The organism is Streptomyces sp. C10-9-1 (assembly GCF_024497955.1).
GTDB classification, from domain to species: Bacteria; Actinomycetota; Actinomycetes; order Streptomycetales; family Streptomycetaceae; genus Streptomyces; species Streptomyces sanyensis.
This window is the reverse complement of sequence record NZ_JANHKP010000005.1, coordinates 283,418-303,050: the sequence shown is the minus strand read 5'-3', so window position 1 is coordinate 303,050 and position 19,633 is coordinate 283,418. Positions and strand designations below refer to the sequence as shown.

16 protein-coding genes and 1 pseudogene are annotated in these 19,633 nt (G+C 73.7%); 6 read left to right on the top strand and 11 right to left on the bottom strand.

Going from position 1 to position 19,633, the window contains the following annotated elements; genetic code table 11:
- Window positions 1-91: 91 nt before the first annotated feature.
- Window positions 92-1,639, top strand: a complete 1,548-nt coding sequence (locus NPS70_RS09465) for an NAD(P)/FAD-dependent oxidoreductase (protein ID WP_256523643.1) — start codon at window positions 92-94, stop codon at window positions 1,637-1,639.
- Between the two features lie 84 nt (window positions 1,640-1,723).
- On the opposite strand, the pseudogene NPS70_RS09460 reads toward NPS70_RS09465, so the two are convergent.
- Window positions 1,724-3,561 (bottom strand): annotated as a pseudogene (locus NPS70_RS09460) (serine hydrolase).
- A gap of 304 nt (window positions 3,562-3,865) precedes the next feature.
- Here NPS70_RS09460 and NPS70_RS09455 point away from each other — a divergent pair.
- Window positions 3,866-5,029, top strand: a complete 1,164-nt coding sequence (locus tag NPS70_RS09455) for a calcium:proton antiporter (RefSeq protein ID WP_256523642.1) — start codon at window positions 3,866-3,868, stop codon at window positions 5,027-5,029.
- A gap of 44 nt (window positions 5,030-5,073) precedes the next feature.
- On the opposite strand, the gene NPS70_RS09450 is transcribed toward NPS70_RS09455, so the two are convergent.
- The 3 genes from NPS70_RS09450 to NPS70_RS09440 form a co-directional block, all read right to left on the bottom strand.
- Window positions 5,074-5,388, bottom strand: coding sequence for a nuclear transport factor 2 family protein (locus NPS70_RS09450; RefSeq protein ID WP_256523641.1), 315 nt, complete (start codon window positions 5,386-5,388; stop codon window positions 5,074-5,076).
- Between the two features lie 157 nt (window positions 5,389-5,545).
- Window positions 5,546-5,797, bottom strand: coding sequence for a hypothetical protein (locus NPS70_RS09445; protein WP_256523640.1), 252 nt, complete (start codon window positions 5,795-5,797; stop codon window positions 5,546-5,548).
- A 35-nt stretch (window positions 5,798-5,832) separates the two neighbouring features.
- Window positions 5,833-6,009, bottom strand: coding sequence for a hypothetical protein (locus NPS70_RS09440; RefSeq protein ID WP_256523639.1), 177 nt, complete (start codon window positions 6,007-6,009; stop codon window positions 5,833-5,835).
- Window positions 6,010-6,683: 674 nt separating this feature from the next.
- On the opposite strand from NPS70_RS09440, the gene NPS70_RS09435 reads away from it, so the two are divergent.
- Entirely contained in the window at window positions 6,684-7,172 is a 489-nt protein-coding gene (locus tag NPS70_RS09435; protein ID WP_256523638.1) for an excalibur calcium-binding domain-containing protein, read from the top strand.
- A gap of 336 nt (window positions 7,173-7,508) precedes the next feature.
- On the opposite strand, the gene NPS70_RS09430 is transcribed toward NPS70_RS09435, so the two are convergent.
- The 3 genes from NPS70_RS09430 to paaK form a co-directional block, all read right to left on the bottom strand.
- The gene (locus NPS70_RS09430) at window positions 7,509-7,793 is read right to left on the bottom strand and encodes a hypothetical protein (protein WP_256523637.1); all 285 of its coding nucleotides are present in this window, start codon (window positions 7,791-7,793) and stop codon (window positions 7,509-7,511) included.
- 362 nt (window positions 7,794-8,155) lie between these two features.
- On the bottom strand, window positions 8,156-8,743 hold the full coding sequence (locus tag NPS70_RS09425; RefSeq protein WP_256523636.1) for an SMI1/KNR4 family protein: 588 nt from the start codon (window positions 8,741-8,743) through the stop codon (window positions 8,156-8,158).
- A gap of 300 nt (window positions 8,744-9,043) precedes the next feature.
- The gene (gene paaK, locus NPS70_RS09420; RefSeq protein ID WP_256523635.1) at window positions 9,044-10,339 is read right to left on the bottom strand and encodes a phenylacetate--CoA ligase PaaK; all 1,296 of its coding nucleotides are present in this window, start codon (window positions 10,337-10,339) and stop codon (window positions 9,044-9,046) included.
- A 261-nt stretch (window positions 10,340-10,600) separates the two neighbouring features.
- On the opposite strand from paaK, the gene NPS70_RS09415 reads away from it, so the two are divergent.
- Complete coding sequence (locus NPS70_RS09415) at window positions 10,601-11,134, top strand: VOC family protein (protein ID WP_256523634.1); 534 nt, start codon at window positions 10,601-10,603, stop codon at window positions 11,132-11,134.
- Window positions 11,135-11,293: 159 nt separating this feature from the next.
- Here NPS70_RS09415 and NPS70_RS09410 read toward each other — a convergent pair whose 3' ends face one another.
- Window positions 11,294-11,677, bottom strand: a complete 384-nt coding sequence (locus NPS70_RS09410; RefSeq protein ID WP_256523633.1) for a hypothetical protein — start codon at window positions 11,675-11,677, stop codon at window positions 11,294-11,296.
- 235 nt (window positions 11,678-11,912) lie between these two features.
- Here NPS70_RS09410 and NPS70_RS09405 point away from each other — a divergent pair, with 235 nt between their 5' ends.
- Window positions 11,913-12,413: a hypothetical protein gene (locus NPS70_RS09405; protein WP_256523632.1), complete on the top strand. Its 501-nt coding sequence runs from the start codon at window positions 11,913-11,915 to the stop codon at window positions 12,411-12,413.
- A 73-nt stretch (window positions 12,414-12,486) separates the two neighbouring features.
- Here NPS70_RS09405 and NPS70_RS09400 read toward each other — a convergent pair whose 3' ends face one another.
- Complete coding sequence (locus NPS70_RS09400; RefSeq protein ID WP_256523631.1) at window positions 12,487-14,685, bottom strand: terpene synthase family protein; 2,199 nt, start codon at window positions 14,683-14,685, stop codon at window positions 12,487-12,489.
- A gap of 336 nt (window positions 14,686-15,021) precedes the next feature.
- The gene (locus tag NPS70_RS09395; protein ID WP_256523630.1) at window positions 15,022-16,149 is read right to left on the bottom strand and encodes an aminoglycoside phosphotransferase family protein; all 1,128 of its coding nucleotides are present in this window, start codon (window positions 16,147-16,149) and stop codon (window positions 15,022-15,024) included.
- 236 nt (window positions 16,150-16,385) lie between these two features.
- On the opposite strand from NPS70_RS09395, the gene NPS70_RS09390 reads away from it, so the two are divergent.
- Window positions 16,386-17,876, top strand: a complete 1,491-nt coding sequence (locus NPS70_RS09390) for a hypothetical protein (RefSeq protein ID WP_256523629.1) — start codon at window positions 16,386-16,388, stop codon at window positions 17,874-17,876.
- A 170-nt stretch (window positions 17,877-18,046) separates the two neighbouring features.
- On the opposite strand, the gene NPS70_RS09385 is transcribed toward NPS70_RS09390, so the two are convergent.
- The gene (locus NPS70_RS09385; protein ID WP_256523715.1) at window positions 18,047-19,492 is read right to left on the bottom strand and encodes a PP2C family protein-serine/threonine phosphatase; all 1,446 of its coding nucleotides are present in this window, start codon (window positions 19,490-19,492) and stop codon (window positions 18,047-18,049) included.
- Between the last annotated feature and the right edge of the window lie 141 nt (window positions 19,493-19,633).

The window sequence follows — 19,633 nt, the reverse complement described above, 5'->3', positions numbered from 1 at the left end:
GCGCGCCGGTCCGCCCGGGCCGCCGGAATCCGGACAGCGGCGCCGCCCGGCACCGTCGCCGGGCGTGCCGCGAACCGCTAGGGTCCGGCCCATGCCCGCACTCGCCTCGTACGACGCCGTCATCGTCGGCGGCGGCCACAACGGCCTCGTCGCCGCCGCCTACCTCGCCCGCGCGGGACGCTCCGTCCTGCTGCTCGAACGGCGCGGCAGCACCGGCGGAGCCGCCGTCTCGACCCGCCCGTTCGCCGGGGTCGGCGCGAGGCTCTCCCGCTACTCGTACCTGGTCTCCCTGCTGCCCGCCCACATCGTCCGCGACCTGGGGCTGTCCTTCGCCGTGCGCAAGCGGACCGTCTCCTCCTACACGCCCCACGGCGGCGGAGGCCTCCTGGTCGGCGGGCCCGGCACCGCGGACTCCTTCTCCCGCCTGACCGGCGGCGAACGCGAGTACACCGCCTGGCGCGAGTTCCACGGCATGACCCGCAGGGTCGCCGAGGCCGTCTTCCCCACCCTCACCCGGCCGCTGCCGACCGCGAAGGCACTGCGCTCCCGCATCGGAGACGACGCCGCGTGGGCGGCCCTGTTCGAGAACCCGATCGGTGTGGAGATCGAGCGGCGCTTCCGCCACGACCTGGTACGCGGTGTGGTCCTCACGGACGCGCTGATCGGGACCTTCGCCGACGCCCACGACCCCCTGCTGCGCCAGAACCGCTGCTTCCTCTACCACGTGATCGGCGGCGGAACCGGGGACTGGGACGTTCCCGTGGGCGGGATGGGCGCCCTGACCGACGCCCTGGCGCGGGCCGCACGGGCGGGCGGTGCGGAACTCGCCACCGGGCACGAGGCCACGGGCATCTCCACGGACGGGACCCGGGCCGAGGTCGCCTTCCGCGCCGGGCAGGCCGAGGGCCGGGTCGGGGCCCGGCACGTCCTGGTGGGCGCCTCCCCGCAGGAACTGGCCGGGCTGCTGGGCGAGGAGCCGCTTCCGCCCGGTCAGCGGCCCGAGGGGGCCCAGCTGAAGGTCAACATGCTGCTCAGGCGCCTGCCCCGGCTGCGCGACACCGCCGTGGCGAGCACGGACGCCTTCGCCGGAACCTTCCACGTCTCCGAGGGGTACGGGCAACTGGCCACCGCCTACCGCGAGGCCGCCGCGGGGACGCCGCCCACCGCGCCCCCGTCGGAGATCTACTGCCATTCCCTGACCGATCCGACCATCCTGGACCCCCGGCTCGCCGCCGAGGGCCACCACACCCTGACCCTGTTCGGACTGCACACCCCGGCCCGGCTCTTCACGGAGGACCACGACACCGTACGGGACCGCCTGCTGGCCGCCACGCTCGCCGAACTCGACGGCCACCTCGCCGAACCGCTCGCCGACTGCCTGGCCCGCGACGCCGACGGCGCGCCGTGCATCGAGGTCCGCACCCCCCAGGAACTCGAACGCGAACTGCGGCTGCCGGGCGGCCACATCTTCCACCGCGACCTGTCCTGGCCGTACGCGGCCGACGAGGCGGACGCCGGCCGGTGGGGCGTGGAGACGGCGCATCCCAACATCCTCCTGTGCGGGGCGGGCGCGGTCCGCGGCGGCGGGGTCAGCGGCGTCCCGGGGCACAACGCGGCGATGGCGGTCCTCGGCCGCTGACCCCGTGCCCCCCGGGTGCCGGGCCGCCCCCCGCCGGCGGCCACCGGCCGAGCGCCGCGAGCCAGCGGCGGAGGCGAGGCGGCGTCAGTCCGGCGACGCCGTCCAGCCGTCCGCGGCGATCCTCGCCGCGTCCCGGGGGCGTGACGCGTCGAAGAGGCGCCGCCCCCGTTCGCCGACCACCCGGATGCCGTCCACGTACACCCCGCGTCCCACGTACCGCCCGTCGGTGGTGCAGCGCCAGCGCAGCACAAGCGGTGCCCCGCGCCACCCGGACAGGTCCGCCGACAGGCGGTGCCAGCGGCGGCCCGACCACCCGCCGACCGCACCGCCGGGGTACCGGTGGCACCCGCCGTCCGGCGCCCGCGCGGTGAAGGGGACCGGGTCCCAGGTGCCCCCGCCGTCCGCCGAGGCCTCCAGGAAGCACGCGTCCGCGCCGGGCTCCGTGTCCCACCACAGCGCGCAGTGCAGGGTGCGCGCGCCCGGGCCGAGCGCGGGCAGGGCGAGGGTGGCCGTCGTGCCGCTCGCCATCCCCGCGAAGTACGCGGTCCGGCCGCGGGCGGGGCGCACCGGGACCGCACGGGCCATGGCGTCGGCCGCCGCGACCCTCGGGGCGCTGCCCGAGCGCCAGCGGCGCACCGGGTGGACGGAGTTGCCGAGGACGATCAGGAAGGAGTCGCTGTCCGGGTCGAGCACGATGCTCGTGCCGGTGAAGCCGGTGTGGCCCGCGGTCCGCGGGGTGGCCATCGCCCCCATGTACCAGTGCTGGTAGAGCTCGAAGCCCAGCCCGTGCCCGTCCCCGGGGAAGCCGGTGTTGAAGTCCGTGAACATCAGCTCGACCGAGGAGGCGGCGAGGATCCGGCTGCGGCCGTAGGCGCCGCCGTTGAGCAGGGTGCGGGCCAGCACCGCGAGGTCCCAGGCGGTGGAGAAGACCCCCGCGTGACCCGCCACCCCGCCGAAGGCGTAGGCGTTCTCGTCGTGCACCTCGCCCCACACCATGCCGCGATCCAGGCCGGACCACGGCGGCCGGGCGTCCTCCGTCGCGGCGATCTCCGGCCGCCACGCGGCCGGAGGGTTGAACCGGGTGCGGTGCATCCCGAGCGGGGCGGTGATCCCGTCGTGGAGCAGTGCGTCGAGACCGCGGCCGGTGACCTCCTCCAGCAGGAGCTGGAGCGTGATGAGGTTCAGGTCGGAGTACAGGTAGCGGGACCCGGGCGCGCCGACCGGGGCCTCCCGCCACAGCAGTTCGAGGCGGGCCTCCCGCGTCGGCTCCCGGTGGAAGGGGATCCAGGACCGCAGCCCGGAGGTGTGCGTGAGCAGCTGCCGCACCGTGACGGCCTCCTTGCCGGACCGCCCGAACTCCGGCAGCCGCCGCGCGACCCGCTCCTCCAGGCCCAGCGCACCCCTCTCGATCTGCTGCACGGCCAGGACCGAGGTGAACAGTTTGGAGAGCGAGGCCAGGTCGAAGACCGTGTCCTCGCGCATCGGGATCCGCTCGGCGGCCGGCAGTTCCACACCGGTGTCCGTCACCTCGTCGTAGGCCGCGTAGCGCACCGCCCAGCCGAGGGCCCGGTGCAGGGCCACCGTCCCGCCGCGGCCCGCGAGCAGGACGGCCCCCGCGTACCAGGGACGGTCGGGGGAGGGGTCCAGGAACCGCGTGGCGTCCTCGGCCAACCGCGCGAGGTGCGGCGCGAGCAGTCCCGCCGCTCGGGTGTCCCGTGGCGCAGGACCGGCCCGCGCCCGGCACCGGAGGCGGGCGGCGGGCCGGACGCACCGGAGGCGGAACCGCCCCCCGGGGCGCCTGCCGCCGTTCCCGCGAACGGTGCGCAGGCGAGCGCCAGGGCGCCGCCCAGGGCGAGGGCCCCCTTCCCCACTCCTCGTCTGCCGATCGGGCTGCTCCCTGCGTCCGGTGTACCGGCGGTCATGCTCGGAATCCTTCCGGAAGGAGTCCTTCGGGGGGCCGCGACACGTGGCACTGTCCTTCCGGCGGACGGCCACTGTCAACCACGCGCCGGGAGCCGGGCGTCCTCGGGTGACCGGAACTCCGCTCCGGGCACCGGCCGCACGCCGCGGACACGGCGGCGCACCGCGCGGCGGGACGGCCGGCGGAAGGTCCCGGCCGCCCGCACCCGGCGACCCGCTCCCCGCGCCCGCCACCGGGTCCCGGACGGGGCCCGCGCCCCCGGTCCCGGCGCGCGCCGGAGGCCCGGCGCTGGCAGCCTGGCCTGCATGGGCGTGACGAAGATCAGGACGGTGGCGGTGCGCCGGTGGCCGGACTGGGTCCCGGTGCTCGCGGTGGTCGCCCTCGTGCTCAGCTGGGGTCGGACCCTGCCCGGTGCCGCCGTCGCGGTGGTCGCGGTGTTCCTCGCCGGGGCGGTGCTGGCGGCCGTGCACCACGCCGAGGTCGTCGCGCACCGCGTCGGCGAGCCGTTCGGCTCGCTGGTGCTCGCCGTCGCCGTCACCGTCATCGAAGTCGCGCTCATCGTCACCCTGATGGTCGACGGCGGCCCGAAGGGCGCCACGCTGGCCCGCGACACCGTCTTCGCGGCGGTCATGATCACCTGCAACGGGATCGTCGGCCTGTCCCTGCTCACGGCCGCGCTGCGCAGGCGCCTCGCGGTGTTCAACGCGGAGGGCTCCGGCGCCGCGCTCGCCACGGTCGCCACCCTCGCCACCCTCAGCCTGGTGCTGCCGACCTTCACCACCAGCAGGCCGGGGCCCGAGTTCTCCACCGGGCAGCTCGCCTTCGCCGCGGTCGCCTCGCTGGCCCTCTACGCGCTGTTCGTCACCATGCAGACCGTTCGCCACCGCGAGCACTTCCTGCCGGTCACCCACGAGCGCGAGCAGGTCACCGGCGGGCGCGAGCCGGCCGCCGACCCCGCGGAGACGGCGGAGGGCCCCGCGGAGACGGAGGAGGACCACGCCGGCGTGCCCTCGCGGTCGGCGGCCGCCGCCAGCCTGGCCCTGCTGGTGGTGTCTCTGGTGGCCGTCGTCGGCGACGCCAAGGCCGTGTCGCCGACGATCGAGTCCGCCGTGGCCTCCGCGGGCCTGCCCCAGGCCGTGGTCGGCATCGTGATCGCGCTGCTGGTGCTGCTCCCGGAGGCGCTGGCCGCCGTCCGCGCCGCCCGCCGGGGCCGGGTCCAGCAGAGCCTCAACCTGGCGCTCGGGTCCGCCATGGCCAGTATCGGCCTGACCATCCCCGTCATCGCCGTCGCCACCGTCTGGCTGGACGGCCCTCTCGTGCTCGGTCTGACGGCCACCCATATGGTCCTGCTGGCGCTGACGGTGGTCACCGGCGCCCTGACGGTCGTCCCCGGCCGGGCCACCCTGCTCCAGGGGGGTGTCCACCTGTCGATCCTGGCGGCCTTCGTCTTCCTGGCCATCAGCCCCTGAGCCGGTCCGGCGGGGTGCCCGCCGGACCGGCCGGGGCGGGCGCGTCAGGCCTGGCCGGTCTCGAAGCGGCTGATCCTCCCGTCGGACACGGTGAACCGCCACGAGGTGCGCATGCTGCCCCAGGTGGAGTTGGTGTACCGGGCCGTGAGCGACAGCCCGTCGGGGGAGACGCTCTCCACCTCCAGACGGCCGTTCGAGGAGAAGATCTCCTTCTCCGTCCAGGCCTCCAGATCGCGTTCGGTCCCGTCGTCCGCCATCGTGGCGTCGTCCGTCAGGGCGGCGCGGAACGCGGTTCTGTCACCGGCGTTCAGCGCCTCGACGAACGCGGCCACCGCGGGGCGGGTCGGCTGCTCGGGCACGTGGTCCTCCTTCGGCGGGGCCGGGCGGACGCGCCCGGCCGACTGCGGGCCGCGCACGGTGCCACCCGCCCGCCTGCGACGCGGACCGGCCCCGCCGCCCCGGCGCGCGCCGCGGCCACCCGCCCACCAGTATCGGCAGGCCGCCGCCTTCCCGTGTTCAGGACCCCGGCGCGTCGCGCAGGTCGACGACGCGCCGGATCTTGCCCGCCGAGCGTTCGAGCCCGGCGAGGCCGACGGTGGAGGTCTTCTCGTAGCGGGTGGGGATGCAGCGCCGGTTGACGGGACCTGGGCACGTGCGTTCGCCGCCGGGTTGGCTCAGGCAGATGCCGTTGAGGAACGCCCTCCTCGGGCGGAGCCCGGTCCGGCAGCAGGGGCTCGATTCGGGCGCCCACGGGGCGTCGGTGAACATGCTCAGGACAATGGCAGGCGCCCGCCCCGCAACGCTCAGAACCCGGCCATGGACGTGTCGAGTACTCCGCCCGGCGAACCGTAGGCGCTGCAGCGAACAGAGTGCTTTTCCCTGCGGCGCAGCGCGAATCCCACGCTGAACGACAAGGCGGAGAGTCCGCCGAGGACCGTGGTTGCGATCGGGTCGGAGACGAAGTACATGAAGCATGCCACCCCAGTCCAGACAAGGACCGGCAGGAGAGAGCCACGCAGCACCGTCCAGAACCCGATCCGCTCAGTGCCCGACGGCAGCGCACGGTCGTGCCACACCTCGCTGTGGTTCCTGGTCAGACAGTGCCCAGGTCGCATGGATCCATCACATCATCAGTACCTCGGTAGTCGTCCAGTGATCCATAAGAAACTCCCCAACCGCCTCAGGGATTGGCGTGGCCTGGCCACCCGCTGTGAGACGACCGCCGCCGTCTACCGTGATGGTCTCCTCATCGCGGACATCTTCCTCTGGTCCGCTCGCTGAAGAACAGGCAGCTCACGGCCGAAGGTACTCTCCCTACGGATCGAAGCAGACCAGTCCGTGCTCGCGGGCCAGTGCAGCGGCGTACTCGGATACTGCCCCGGCTCTATCGTCCGACTTCAGGCAGCGCTCGTAGAGCTCGTCACACGTCGAGCTCGCAGCACGGTTGCCGATGGACGGCTGCCGTTCCGCACAGCAAGGTCGTAGCTCACAGGCGCATCGTCCCAGGCAGCGCTTTCGTCGCCACCAGCAGGTCCTGCGATCTCTCCGTCAGTGATCTGTTAAGGGAGTTCCTAGTCCACCCCTGCCACCGACGTGCGTGGCTGGGGCGCTGGTGATGCACTGAAAGCGGGAGTATCGAGCGGCTGGAGTCGAGATGGCAGGCGGTGGCAGGCGGGGCCCGGTGTGGCGGTTGCGGCGGCGGTGGGCGGCGTGGGGCTGGGTGCGCCGGACCCTGGCCACTGCTGGGGCACTGCTGGTGTCGTTCCTCGTTCTCGGCCTGATCCTCGGCGCGCTCGGTGTCGGCGAAGAGCCCGCGGTGCCGCCGGTGACGCCGCCGCCGGCCGTATCGGACTCCCCGGACCCGGATCCCCTTCAACGGCCCTCAGCGCGGCCACCCGAGCAGGTGACGCCCACGCCCACAACGACTCCGTCGCCCGCATCGCCCGAGCCAGCGACACCCTCACCGACACAGGAGACGACGACCGCCGCGCCCGAGACGACGAGTGAGGAACCGGCACCGGACGTGTATTACGACAACTGCGACGAGGCGCGGGCGGCCGGGGCCGCACCGCTCTTCCGGGGCGAGCCTGGGTATGCACCGCATCTCGACCGCGATGACGACGGCGTGGCGTGCGAGCCGTAGTTCGGGCGGTGAGTGGCAGTGTAGGAAGCGGTGGACGGAACCCGGGCACCCCGTTTGCCGGGGTTCCGGAGCCGGCGCCGGGCTGTTGCGCCGCGCCGACAGGCTTCGCGCCCGACTCCGAGGCTCATTGCCAGACCTGACTGGCAGTCTCCCCGTGTCCTGCCGACCTGTCGCTCTCCACCGGCTCCACGTCGCCGAGACGTGCTGACCTACTTCCGCTTTCAGCGCCGCTCTCCTGAAAGGGGTGCCACAGCCCGGATTCCCCGGGCAGCTGCTTCGCCATGCAATCGGCCTGCTACTCCGGCGCCGTGGGTCGGGCTGCCATCTCGTACTCCGTCAGAGCGGTGCCACGACCAACTCGCCGATCACCCGCAAACCGGCCTGCGTCGCGGCCAGCCAGGATGCACGTTCGGCTTCGGCCTGCCTTTCGTGGACGAACACGGTGTGAACATCGGCGGGCTCATCCAGGTGCAGGTCAAGGGCACGGGGCGCCAGCGTGATGTACGCGCCCCTGGTCCCGCCGCGGCACAGCTTGACTTCCGGCGCTGCCGGCCAAACGTCGAAGTCCCAGCGGACCATGGCCGATGCGCTTCCTGCGGCAGTCAGGAACGCCTCCGCCACGTCGAGCGGTCGACACCAGGCGGACGGGAATGCCGGTAGGTGGTCAGCGGCGGTTCCACTCTCGCGTGAAGAACCTGGCCTGCCTGGCTCTCGCGTTCACCGGTCAGCCTCCGGCACGACTGCCGTCAGCCTTGCCGACTCAGCAGGTGTCCGGGCAACGGCCTCCAGGTCCACTCGACGCTACGGGTGTCGGCCAACTCCGGCAGCCGGTCGGACCACTTGGAGTGCCTCGGCCAGATCCCCGGTCCTCAAGATCGGCCGTGCGTACGATTTCGACACGCGCGCAGCGTGTCAGTGCCCACCGCTCCTCGGTCTCCCGATTGTGGGTTCTGGCTCACTTTCCGTGGAGCGGTTACGGAGAGTCAGATCTTCGGGGCCATGCGATGGCGGTTTGGATGGGCGCGAAGTTGGGGTGAGGTGAGTTCGAGGGCCCGGTTGTCGCGTCCGGCGCTCATGTGGTTGAGCCAGCGTTCGTACCAGTCGAGGAAGTCGGTGGCGGAGGAAACGTTGGGACCCCAGAATCCGTCGCTGTTGCCGATGAGGACGCGGCCGGTGAGGGGACCGGTCACCGTGATGACGCATACGTCGGTGCAGCCCATTTCGATGACGTGGAGGAAGAGGTCGCGTTCGTGTCCCCCGGGTTCTGCGTCGTCGAATCCGCGGGGTGCCCCCGGTTCCTCACGCGGGTTCATGACCAGCAGGGAACACCGCTCCAGCGGCATGAGGCCATAGAACGGCGCGGCGCCGGAGCCGCCGATGTGCGTGAGGAACTGCCGGTAGGCGTCGGGCAGGGCGATGTCGTGCTCGGTCTCGAACGCAGCGACGCGTGCTTCTGCCAGCTTCGGACCGAGGCGGAACTTGTGTTGCTCTTCTCCGAAGGAGTGGCTGCGCAGTGGTTGGAAAGGGATCGCGGCCAGCTTGCGACGCAGGCGGGGTATGCGGGGATCCATGGTGCATCTTCTCTCGTCCCCGTCACCATATGGGTGGCTGTGGTCGGCTGGCCAGGAGAACCCGTTTCCGCAGGAGCGCGAAGCCGGCTCGGCCGAACATCCGGCGTTTGAGCATCTTAAAAGTTACGTGGAATCTATCCGGGGTGATCATGTCTCCCACGGGCTCGGCTCCGGCGCCCCTTGAGTCTGGTCAGGACGCGTATCAGGCCGCCGAAGCACGGCGATTCCCAAGCTCCGTCTACGCAACATCGAGGGCGGCCACCCGCCCACCAGTATCGGCAGGCCGCCGCCTTCCCGTGTTCAGGACCCCGGCGCGTCGCGCAGGTCGACGACGCGCCGGATCTTGCCCGCCGAGCGTTCGAGCGTGTGGGGGGCGGCGACCTCCACACGGACCGTCACCCCGATCCCGTCCTTGACCGCGTCGGCCAGCAGGCGGCCGGCCTCCGCGCGCTGGTCGGCCGTGGCCCCGGCCCGCGCCTCGGTCCGCACGGTCAGCGCGTCCATCCGGCCCTCCCGGGTGAGCCGCAGCTCGAAGTGCGGTGCCACGTACGGCGTGCGCAGGACCAGCTCCTCGATCTGCGTGGGGAACAGGTTCACCCCGCGCAGGATCACCATGTCGTCGCTGCGCCCGGTCACCTTCTCCATCCGCCGGAAGGTGCGTGCCGTGCCCGGGAGCAGGCGGGAGAGGTCGCGGGTGCGGTAGCGCACGACGGGCATCGCCTCCTTGGTGAGCGAGGTGAAGACCAGCTCGCCCCGCTCGCCGTCGGGCAGCACGTCACCGGTGACCGGGTCCACGATCTCGGGCAGGAAGTGGTCCTCGAACACGTGCAGACCGTCCTTGGTCTCGACGCACTCCTGCGCCACGCCCGGGCCCATGACCTCCGACAGCCCGTAGATGTCCACCGCGTCCAGCGCGAAGCGGTCCTCGATCTCCCGCCGCATGGCCTCCGTCCAGGGCTCCGCGCCGAAGACGCCCACCTTCAGGGAGGTGCTGCGCGGGTCCACCCCCTGGCGTTCGAACTCGTCCAGCAGGGTCAGCATGTAGGAGGGGGTGACCATGATGGCCTCGGGGCGGAAGTCGAGGATCAGGCGGACCTGGCGCGCCGTCATGCCGCCCGAGGCCGGGACCACCGTGCAGCCGAGCCGCTCCGCGCCGTAGTGGGCGCCCAGCCCGCCGGTGAACAGCCCGTACCCGTAGGCCACATGGACGGTGTGGCCGCGCCGGACGCCCGCCGCGCGCAGCGCGCGGGCCACCACGTCGGCCCAGGTGTCCAGGTCGCGCTCGGTGTAGCCGACCACCGTGGGGAGCCCCGTCGTCCCGCTGGAGGCGTGGATCCGCCGTACCTCGGAGCGGTCGACGGCGAACATCCCGAACGGGTAGTTGTCCCTGAGGTCGGCCTTCGTGGTGAACGGGAAGCGCGCGAGGTCCTCCAGGGCGCGGAGGTCCTCGGGGCGCACCCCCGCGTCGTCGAAGGACTTCCGGTAGAAGGGGACGTTCTCGTACGCGTGGCGCAGGGTGGCCCGCAGCCGCTCCCGCTGGAGGGCGGCCAGTTCGTCGCGTCCGAGTCGCTCCCCCGCGTCCAGCAGGTCCGCCATCCGCCAGCTCCCGTCCCGAAACGGACGACCGATCATTCGGTCGTTCTCCCGGGCAAGTAACCCAGCCCGGCCGCGAGTCCGTCAAGGGGGCTGCCCGGCCCCGGCCGCGGCGCGCGGCCGTCCGGGGAAGTGCGGGCGCGGCGCTCCGCGCTGGGGAAGAATGCCCAGGAAAGTTGACGCCTCAATCAGATGGCTGCGCGGGCTTCCCGACCGCCCGGCGGCCGACCGGCACCGCCCGCCGCAACGTCGAAGGAGTCCGCCATGCCGCAGCCCCAGGGAGCCGCCCTCGATGCCGTCCGCGCCCGGCGCGAGGAGCTGAGGCGGCGCTACCTCCACGCGCCCGCCGAGCGTCCGGCCACGACCGCGCGCGGCATCCACCACGCCGCCTTCATCTGCCGCGACGTGGAGGAGACCATCCGCTTCTACCAGGAGTTCCTCGGCTTCCCGCTGGTCGAGATCGTGGAGAACCGCGACTACCGGGGCTCCACCCACTTCTTCTTCGACCTCGGGCACGGCAACCTGCTCGGCTTCTTCGACTTCCCCGGCCACGAGCACCCCGAGGCGCACGAGACGATCGGAGGGGTGCAGCACCTGGCCCTCTCGGTGGACGCGCAGCACTTCGCCGCCGCCCGCGCGGCGCTCGACCGCGCCGGGGTCGACTACGCGGGTCCGGACCGGGGGGTGGAGGACAGCCTGTACCTCCGCGACCCCAACGGGGTTCCCCTGGAGCTGTACCGCGAGCGCCTGGGGATCTTCGGCGGCGAGCAGATCCTCGATGCCCTGGGCGAGGACTGAGCCGCCCCGGGGGCGGTGCGCGGGCGCCGTCGGGACGCGCGGGCCGCGGACCCGGCAGGGGAGGGCGGAGGGTCGCCCGCGCCCGCCCGAGAGGCGGTCGCGATCCGGCGGCGGGCCGGACGGCCGCCCCCTGCCGTCCGGCCCGCCGCCGGTGTCCGGTCAGGCGGAGGTCGGGCGGGCGTCCTGGCCCGCGGTCCCCGTGGCGTTGATCTTCTCGATGGCCTGGCGGGCGTGCTCCCCGGGCGAGCGCGCCGTGAGCGAGGACACCGGAGACGGCGCCTGTGGCAGCTGCTGGCCGCGCTCCGCGGTGACGCCCGGGGCGGACGCCGCGGCCCCGGCCGTCTTCGGCCCGGCCGCGGCCCGTCCCCGCAGCCGGTGCGCCACGGCCTCGTCCAGGGTCACCGGCCGCTGCATCCGGGCGGAGAGCCGCCCGGCCTCCTGTCCCAGGGCCGCCAGATCCTCCCACCCCAAGCGGACCGTGAGGCGGAGTTCGGCCTCGCCGTCGGGAAGTGCCTGCAACGCGGGGATGGCGCTGTCGTCCATGGCTGTTCCTCACCTGTCGGTACGGCGTCCCGGCACGGAGCGCCCCCGGCCGGCGGGTCCGGGAACACCTGTCCGTACACAGCACGGATGCGTCCAGGGATACGGCCGCCGGTCCGCCGGCGTTCATCCCCCTCCGGCGGCGCCCGCGGGACCCCGGTCCCGCGACGGCGACGGAGCCCGCGGCGCGGGGCGCCCCGGCTCGGCCGGGCCGGTCCGTGCACGTACCATGGCGGTTATGTCGTTTCTCCGCCGCCGCAGCGCCGCCACACCCGCGGGCCCGGACTTCGATGTCCTGGCCATGGACCCGGGCGACTGGCCCGGCAACCTGGGCGCCGGTCTGCTCCCCGCCCCGGACGGCAGCTGCCAGGGCGTGTTCCTGCGCTACGACCTCTTCGGCGGCCGTGGCCCCGCGATGATCATCGGCAACCTTCCCGAGGGCTCGCCCGCGCGCGAGGTGGGGGAGGGCGAGGTCCCCTTCGAGGTCGCCCAGCTGATGATCGCCCTGGAGAACGACGAGCCCGTCCAGGTGACCGGTGCCGAGGACACGCCCGTGATGCAGGGCGACAACCTGCTCATCGTCCGGCGGATCAAGCTCTCCGAAAGCCGCATCTCCTGCGTGCAGTTCGACCGCAGCGACGGGGTGCTGGTCACCATCGCCAGCTGGGACAGGCCGATCACCGACGACCTGTACGCGCTGCTGAAGCCGCTGCCGGCCGAGCTGTTCCAGCAGGGCTGAGACCCGCCCCGGGCGACGGCGCCCCGAGGCCGCCCGCACGCCGTGCGGGGGACCCCGGGCGCCGTCCGCACGGCTACACCCGCACCCCCGCGCCCCGCTCGGGCAGCAGGGCCCGGACCGCCGAGGTGCCCAGCCCCGTCGGCCCGCCCGGCCGCCAGGGCGCGGCCCCGGCCCCGAGGTCCTCATCGCGGTAGCGCCGCGCCCTGCGGTGCCAGTTCAGGATTCCCGCCAGCCAGTCCTCCAGCTCCCTCACATAGGCGCCGAGCGCCGACCGGGCGGCTCCGTCCAGGCCGAAGTCCTCGCACAGCACGGGCAGTTCGTGCTCCTTCACATGCAGGAACTCGTGCAGGCGGGCGTCCATCAGGTCCGCGGTCATCGCGGCGGCCGTCGGGTGGTCGCAGTCGAAGAAGGTCCCCACGACGAGGACCGCGTTGTGGATCTCGCCCTCGTACTCGATCTCCTTCCGGTAGGAGAACAGGTCGTTCAGCAGGCAGGCGTAGTCCATGGCCGCGTGTTCGAGGCTCTGCATCGGCCCGCTCGCGAACAGCCGGGCCGGAAGCTCCCCCTCGTGGCGCAGCCTCGCCAGGAACATCGTCAGCTCGGAGCCGAAGGTGCAGCGGCGCATCTCGATGTAGTCCACCGGGTCGGGGACCCGGTGGAGGGCCTGGTTGTGCAGCTCCCAGACCCAGCTGTCGAGCATCACCGCGACCGCGCGGCGGAAGGCGGACCTGGCCGGGGGCGGCATCGGCCCGGCGGTCCGTGCCCACAGGTCCGCCAGGCTGCGCTCCAGCGGCGACACGGCCAGCGCCGCGCCCGCCTCCGGGTCCTCCAGTGTCATGCACTGCTTCATCCGCTCGGTGGCGGCCTTGGCCCCCGGCAGGTCCCGGCTCCTGCCGTAGACGACCGGGTAGTAGTCGTCGCCGTAGGTGCCCCACGTCAGCCACTCGGCGCTCAGCTCCAGCTCCTCCGGCGTCGCGTCCGGGTCGAGCCCGGCCGAGCACAGCGCGAAGTCGAAGCCCCTGAGCTTGTTCTCGTCCCAGATGTCCGCGAGCAGCCCCATGCGCCCGGCCCAGGCGATCGAGGCGGCCCGCGCCCGCTCCAGGTGGGGGCTGAGCGACAGCGGGAACGGCAGCCGGAACTCCGGCAGCTGCGAGGGGCCCACCGGACGCGGGAGGTGGGTGTGGGAGCGCAGCCGCGCCGCGGCGGGCCGGCCGAGGAGGTTGCGGATGTCCAGGGCGGAGGTGCCGAGCACGCCGGGCAGCGGCGCCGGGCCGGTGCCGAGGCCCTCGTTCATGTAGCGGCCGGAACGCATGTGCCACTCGTGGCCGCCGGACTGCCAGTCCTGGAGGCCCTTGGCGTAGGCCGCGACCGCCGCGCACTCGGCGGGGGACAGGCCCCGCTCCGCGCAGAGGGCGGGCACCTCCGTCAGCGCCGTGGTCTCGAACTGCTGCACGCGCGAGGTCAGCAGGTCGTTCACGGCCTCGGCCGCCTCCTGAGTCGTGCACCCCAGGAAGGTCTCCAGGACCAGGACGCCGTTGCTGTTCTCCCCCTCGTCCTCGACCTCCCGCTGGTAGGAGAACAGGTCGTTGCGCAGGTGCACCCCGTCGGAGAAGGTGTCGCGCAGGACCCGCAGCGGGCGCGAGGCGGCGACCGAGGCCGGCACCTCCGCCCGCGCCGCGTACTCCACCAGCCCCGCGGACCAGGGTGCGCCGCCGACCTTCCGCCGCATCTCCACGTACTCCACCGGATTGGCGATCCGGCCCTCGTTGATGTTGGACAGCTCCCACAACGACTCGTTGAGCAGGTGCTCCGTCGCCTCCGCGAACCGGGCCCGCCACGCGGAGGACATGCTCGGCACCGTCCGGGCCCAGAGGTCCCCGAGCCCCGCCTCCACCGGGTTCCGCGGCTCCGGCACCCCGGCGTCGTCGTCCAGCGGCATGAAGGCCGGCAGCCGGTCCAGGTACGCCTTGCCGCCCGCCCGGTCCTGGCTGCGCTTGAACACCTCCAGGAAGTGGTCGTCGAAGAAGAAGACCCACACGTACCAGTCGGTGACGAGGCTGAGGGCCTCCGCGTCGCAGTCCGGGTGGGTGTACGCGCACAGCAGTGCGTAGTCGTGCGCCTGGAGGTCGCTCTCCTCCCAGATGCCCGAGCCCTCCAGCATGCCCATCCGCCGCGCCCAGCCGGTCGTGTGCCGCCGGGCCTCCTCGACGTGCGGATTCAGGCGTGCCGGATGGGGGACGTAGAAGTCCGGCAGGACGAAGGGCTGTGCCATGGGAGTTGAGCGCCTTTCGACGACGGCCGCGCACGACGGCGCGGGCCCTGGTGGTGGGCCGAGCCCTACCCGTCCCCCCGACGGTGCACGCATCAGGACTCATAGTCATATGAACGGCGGTCTGGGTGGCCGTGCAGGGGCCCGTGCCCGGTGGGGGAGGCCCGTCCCGCGTCACCCGGCGGGGGGAGGTGTCGAACGTCCCGACCGGCGGCGGAACCCGGCGCCCCGGGCCGTGGGGCCCGCCGCCGTACGGCCCGGCCCGGCCCGTCCGGGCACGGCGAAGCGCCGTGCCCCCGGTGTGTCGGCACGGGGAGCACGGCGCCGCCCGCCGGCGTGTCAGCGGGTGCCCACCGCCGCACGCACGGCCTGGCGGGCCAGGGCGCAGTCGTCGTGCAGCCGGCGCAGCAGCAGCCGCTGCTCCTCGCCCGCGGTGGGACCGGCCGTGGCCGGGCGGCCCGTCGTCACCGGCGGGGCCTCGCGGATGGTCCGCTGCACCGCCGTCTCGTACGTCCGGATCTCCCGGGTGAGCACCAGCATCAGGTTCACCAGGAAGGCGTCCCGGGCGGCCGGGCCCTGGCGGTGCGCCAGCTGGCTGATCGTGCGCCGTGCCATGGGCGCGTCGCCCAGGATCGCCCACAGCGTCGCCAGGTCGTAGCCGGGCAGGTACCAGCCGGCGTGCTCCCAGTCCACCAGCACCGGCCCGGTCGGGGCGAGCAGCATGTTGGAGAGCAGCGCGTCCCCGTGGCAGAACTGCCCCATGCCCTGGCGTCCTCCGGCCTGGGCCAGGCCGTGGAGGAGCTTCTGCAGGTCCCCGAGGTCACGGTCGGTGAACAGGCCGAGCTCGTGGTACCGCGTGATCCGCGAGCCGTAGTCGAGGGGGGCGTCGAACATCCCGGCGGGCGGCCGCCAGGAGTTGAGCCGGACGATCGCTCCCAGCGCGGCGCGCACGTCGGCGCGCGGCGGGGCCTCGACCGGGTGGCGGGTCAGCGCGGCGGGGCGTCCGGGCATCCGCTCCACGACGAGGGTGCAGTTCTCCGGGTCCGCGGCGATCAGACGCGGCGCCCGGACCGGAGGCCGGTGCCGCACGAACGCCCGGTATGACGCTATTTCGTGCCTCAGCCGCTCGGCCCAGGCCGGCGAGTCGTCCAGTAAGCACTTGGCGACCGCGGTCGTCCGCCCGGTCGTGCCCACGATCAGGACCGAGCGCCCGCTGCGGCGCAGGACCTGCACGGGCTGGAACTCCGGGCAGATGCGGTGGACGGAGGCGACGGCCTTGCGCAGCTGCGCCCCCTGCGGGCCGGAGAGGTCCAGCCGCCCGCTGACGGACCGGCCCGCCGCAGCGGCCTCGGGCCTGCGCGGCCGTCCGGCCTGGGAGCGGTCGAGGAAGGGGCCGGAGCCGATCGGGGCGCCGGTGCGCTGACGGATCCGGGGCGGGGCGGTCACGGAGGACGATGCTGTGTACATGGGCGATACAGATCCCTTCGTGCGCCGACAGGTAGCGTGCGCGCCCCGCCCCCATATGCCAGAAGCAGCACCCTGGGGAATGTGCCCCGGCGGACGGGGCGGGGTGGCGCATTCCTACCTGACACCCCGTCGCGGGTGGCACACCATCTGGCGCACCCTGGCGAACCCTGGCGAATAGTCGCGGGGCCCATGACTGGCCGTTACTGTCAACTCAGCCGAGAACCTGGGGGCTTGACGTGAGCAGGGAACCCAATACCCGCCTGAGCGACCTGTTCGGTCTGACCGGATGGTCCAAGGGCGAACTCGCGAGACTGGTGAACCGGCAGGCGGCGGCCATGGGCCACCCCCAGCTGGCCACCGACACCTCGCGGGTGCGGCGGTGGATCGACATGGGGGAGTCCCCCCGTGATCCCGTGCCGAAGGTGCTGGCTGCCCTGTTCACCGAGCGGCTCGGTCGTGTCGTGACCATCGAGGACCTCGGGTTCGCACGGAGCGGGCGAGCAGGCAGACGGCGGGAGTCGCCGGGGACGCAGAACCCCGACGGCCTGCCGTGGGCGCCCGACCGTACGGCGGCGGTCCTCACCGAATTCACGGGAATGGACCTCATGCTCAACCGACGCGGCCTGGTGGGAGCGGGCGCGGCACTCGCCGCGGGCTCCGTACTCAGCAGCGCCATGCACGACTGGCTCACCACCCCCCCCGCCCCCCGGGGCCCCGCCCGCGCACCCGATCCGCACCAGGCCGACCCCGTCGGCTACGACCGCTACGAGGCCGCGCCCATCGGCTCCCAGGAGATCGAGGCGCTGGAGCGCTCCGTGGAGGTGTTCCGCGCCTGGGACGCCGCCCGCGGCGGCGGCCTCCAGCGCAAGGCGGTGGTCGGCCAGCTGAACGAGGTGGGCGGCATGCTCGCCTACCGCCACCCCGACCACCTCCAGCGCCGGCTGTGGGGAGTGGCGGCGAACCTGGCCGTGCTCGCCGGGTGGATGTCGCACGACGTGGGCCTGGAGCCCACGGCGCAGAAGTACTTCGTGATCGCCGCCCATGCGGCCCGCGAGGGCGGGGACCGCCCGCGGGCCGGGGAGGCGCTCTCCCGCGCCGCCCGGCAGATGGTCCACCTCGGGCGGCCCGACGACGCCCTGGACCTGATGAAGCTCGCCAAGTCCGGTTCGGGGGAGGAGATCCTGCCCCGCACGCAGGCCATGCTGCACACCATCGAGGCGTGGGCCCAGGCGTCGATGGGCCAGGGCCAGGCCATGCGCCGCACCCTGGGCGAGGCGGAGGACCTCTTCGTCTCGGACCGGGGCGACGTGCCGCCCCCGAGCTGGATGCAGATGTTCGACGAGGCGGACATGCACGGCATGCAGGCCCTCGCCTACCGGACCCTCGCCGAGCACGACCCCTCGGTCGCGGGCATCGCCCAGAGCCACGCCAGGCAGGCGTTGCAGTTGCGGGAGGGCGGTCGGCAGCGGTCCAAGATCTTCGACTACATCTCGCTCGCCTCGGCCTGCTTCATCGCCGACGACCCGGAGCAGGCCGACCGCTACGCCCGGCTGGCACTGGTGTCGATGGGGGAGACGTCCTCGCACCGCACCTGGGACCGGTTGCGCGAGATGTACCGGCTCACCGGCCAGTACGCGGGCTACGCGAAGATCGAGGACCTGCGGGAGGAGATCCAGTCCGCGCTGCCGGGCGTCCCCGGCCCGCGGACCGGGGCGGCGGAGGCCTGAAACCGCTGCGGGCCCGGGGCGCCGAGGAGACCTGCCCTCCGCCCGTGCCCACCGGGGAACCGGAGGAGGCGACCGCGGTGCGGCGTGCTCCGCCCCCGGGCGCGGCGCCGTGCACACCGTGCGCCGGCGCACCCGTGCCGGGTCCGTCGGGCGCGGTCCGGGCGGCCGCGCTAGGCCGTGACCCGGGCGACGAGGACGCAGGCGTCGCCCTCGTGCTCCCCCCGTCCGGCGGTCTCCACCACGAGCCGGACGCACTCCTGCGCGTCGCGGGCCGTGGTGACCTCGGCCGCGGAGGCCGCGAGCCGCCGCGCCCCTCCGCGGCCGCCTTCCGCCGTGTCGGGGAAGAGGCCCTCGGTGTGCAGGACCAGGACGTCGCCGGGCTCCAGCACGGTCCCGGCCTCCTGGTACGCCGCGCTGCCCGTGGCACCCAGCAGGACGCCGTCCTCGGCCGTGAGGGGGCGGCAGGCCCCGCCGCGGAAGAGCAGGGGAGCGGGGTGGCCCGCCCGGGCCCAGGACAGTCTGCGGGGGCCGGGTTCGTAGCGGCAGCACAGGGCGCTGCCGAGGGCGGGCTGGGTGGCGGCGCCCAGCAGGGTGTCGAGGTGGCCCAGGAGCGGCCCGGGCCGGAGACCGGCGACGGCCATGCCCCGCAGCGCTCCCAGCAGCATCGCCATCGAGGAGGTCGCGGCGGCCCCGTGCCCGGCCAGGTCCCCGGTGCTCAGGTGTAAGGACCCGTCCGGGAGCTGGAGTGCGTCGTACCAGGTGCCGCCGATGAGGCCGCCGTCCGCGGCGGGCAGGTAGTGCGCCGCGACGTCCACGCGGGCGGGACCCTCCTCGGGGAAGCTCAGGGGGCCCCGCCACGGCGGGAGCACCGCCTCCTGCATCTCGACCGCGAGGCGGCGCTCGGTGCGTTCGGCGTGCTGGCGGCGGCGCAGGGTGTCCCGGCTCTCGGCGACCGCCCGCTGGCTGCGCCGCAGTTCGCTGACGTCGCGCAGGACGGCCCACATGGCGGCGGTCGACCCGTCGGCGTCCAGGACCGGCTCGCCGGTCATGTGCAGGGTGCGCACCCGGCCGTCGGCGAGGACCGCGCGGAACTCCCCGTCGATCGGGCGGCCGTCGACCAGGCAGTCCGTCACCATGGCGGTGAGCATTGGCTGGTCCTCGGCGACGACCAGGGAGGGGAGCTCGTCGAGGGACATCGGCCCCTCCGAGGGGGACCGGCCCAGGATGCCGAACAGCTCCCCGGACCAGCTGACCTCGTCGGTGAGCAGGTTCCACTCGGCGCTGCCCACCCGGCTCAGCAGCGAGCCGGGGCGTGCCGCACGGTCCGCCGCGTGGGGCGCCAGGGGGTCCTCGGCGGGCTCCCGGGGCAGCGGTGCGTCGGCCGGGCGGTCCTCCCGCAGCTGGTCGAGATGGCTGCCGAGGTCGTCGAGATGATGGACCGCCAGGTCGTACAGCGCACGCCGCCAGCGGCTGCGGGCGTCGTCGTCCGCCGCCTCGGCGCCCTGCCGCACCGCCTCCACGTCCCCGCGCAGCCTGCGCGTGCTCGAGATGAGGGCGTCGACGCCGCCCGGCTCGGGCGGTGGGGCGGGACGGTCCGCGGACAGATGGGACGGCATCTCGTACTCCGATACAGGCGCGGCCACGGCCAGGACTGGAACAGGGACCGGCTATGACTGTCGCACAGGCGGCGAAGTGCCGTGTGCCGTTTGGCGACACTCGATCCGGTGGTGCTTGAGGCATATGCCAGAGGCTCGGCC

Coding starts and splice junctions, on each gene's coding strand:
- NPS70_RS09465 (WP_256523643.1), top strand. CDS start 92: ATGCCCGCACTCGCCTCGTACGACGCCGTCATCGTCGGCGGCGGCCAC.
- NPS70_RS09455 (WP_256523642.1), top strand. CDS start 3,866: ATGGGCGTGACGAAGATCAGGACGGTGGCGGTGCGCCGGTGGCCGGAC.
- NPS70_RS09445 (WP_256523640.1), bottom strand. CDS start 5,797: ATGTTCACCGACGCCCCGTGGGCGCCCGAATCGAGCCCCTGCTGCCGG.
- NPS70_RS09435 (WP_256523638.1), top strand. CDS start 6,684: ATGGCAGGCGGTGGCAGGCGGGGCCCGGTGTGGCGGTTGCGGCGGCGG.
- NPS70_RS09425 (WP_256523636.1), bottom strand. CDS start 8,743: ATGGATCCCCGCATACCCCGCCTGCGTCGCAAGCTGGCCGCGATCCCT.
- paaK (WP_256523635.1), bottom strand. CDS start 10,339: ATGGCGGACCTGCTGGACGCGGGGGAGCGACTCGGACGCGACGAACTG.
- NPS70_RS09415 (WP_256523634.1), top strand. CDS start 10,601: ATGCCGCAGCCCCAGGGAGCCGCCCTCGATGCCGTCCGCGCCCGGCGC.
- NPS70_RS09410 (WP_256523633.1), bottom strand. CDS start 11,677: ATGGACGACAGCGCCATCCCCGCGTTGCAGGCACTTCCCGACGGCGAG.
- NPS70_RS09405 (WP_256523632.1), top strand. CDS start 11,913: ATGTCGTTTCTCCGCCGCCGCAGCGCCGCCACACCCGCGGGCCCGGAC.
- NPS70_RS09400 (WP_256523631.1), bottom strand. CDS start 14,685: ATGGCACAGCCCTTCGTCCTGCCGGACTTCTACGTCCCCCATCCGGCA.
- NPS70_RS09395 (WP_256523630.1), bottom strand. CDS start 16,149: ATGTACACAGCATCGTCCTCCGTGACCGCCCCGCCCCGGATCCGTCAG.
- NPS70_RS09385 (WP_256523715.1), bottom strand. CDS start 19,492: ATGCCGTCCCATCTGTCCGCGGACCGTCCCGCCCCACCGCCCGAGCCG.